The sequence below is a fragment of the Natrinema hispanicum genome (genome assembly GCF_900111485.1).
Classification (GTDB): Archaea; Halobacteriota; Halobacteria; order Halobacteriales; family Natrialbaceae; genus Natrinema; species Natrinema hispanicum_A.
Genome location: NZ_FOIC01000091.1, coordinates 1 through 1094 on the forward strand (window position 1 = coordinate 1; position 1094 = coordinate 1094).

1 protein-coding gene is annotated in these 1094 nt (G+C 49.1%); it reads right to left on the minus strand.

Annotated features, from left to right (window positions below; all coding sequences use genetic code 11):
• Positions 1 to 441: 441 nt before the first annotated feature.
• Positions 442 to 711 carry a HalOD1 output domain-containing protein gene (locus tag BSG09_RS20550; RefSeq protein ID WP_139246304.1) on the minus strand — a complete coding sequence of 90 codons (270 nt, stop codon included), beginning with the start codon at positions 709 to 711 and terminating at the stop codon, positions 442 to 444.
• Positions 712 to 1094: the final 383 nt, after the last annotated feature.

Sequence of the window (1094 nt, forward strand, 5' to 3'; positions counted from 1 at the left end):
GACCTCCGCCTGAAGACGGAGGTATGCGCTCAAATTCATATCACGTGTTGAATGGTCAATAGCTGCAAAGCAGGAGTAAACAGCGTTCTCACAGGATTTCGTCAGAGTTGCTGGACTGGAACGACTCTGATTTCAGTAGCCATGAACGCTACAAGCTACCGACCACTAGATGACACCCTATTCGACAGAACACAATGAACTATTGTGTAATATTGTGACAACTCAGAAAGACTGATATGGTTGTAATCCAAACAGTGACTTGAGCGTGAGGGTAGGCGGTGGGGGATAGCGCTCACGCTCAGTCAGAGGCACATCTCAGACACACGGACCGTGTCGAATACTCGTCTCCACACGAGTCATCTGGGACAAACAATTAGGTAGGGTAGCGCTCGGTGGCTCCGTCGGTACCCTGTCTTGCGAAGTGATTCTCGTTTAATTGTGTTATTCAGCAAGTTCTGACTTCTCTTTGACCGCGATTTCTGGCTCGGTGCCGAATTCCACAATAATGGTATAACCATTGTATTGGAACTCGACCCGGCCAGATTGGGCCGTCCCGTTCTGGCGTCCTGATGCAAAGAGATCGTCAAGCGCATCTGGATCGACCACATCATACAACGGGGGCAGTTCCAGTGGATCCGTGTGCTCTCTTTCAGCAATGCAATTAATTATATGCAAAGATATACTGTCTTCTTGTTCAAGATTTCTTCCCATAGTGTCAGATAGATCTTTCAAGCACTAATATATGACGCCAAACATACCAATTCTGTGTCCGCATTGGGAACTTATTACTGACTATTACTGGATCACTGGATCAATCGTGTCTCGAGAGTAGCGTTGTGAACCGGGTTTGAGCAGCGCTACTCTTTGCGTGGTACCGCATGATATTATCTGACTGATCATCCCAGAGTATACAGACAGCCGCGGAGTAGACGCTGACGCCGCGAACCTTGGAAATGCATATACCGATATCGTCATTGACCTCCTCCACGCCCTGAAGGACGTGGAATCCGACCATCGGATTTCCGCCGAGTGTGGCGTTCAAGGTTCCAACCCGCACTCAAGGGGAACCGGCAGCATACCGGAGGAACTCTCGT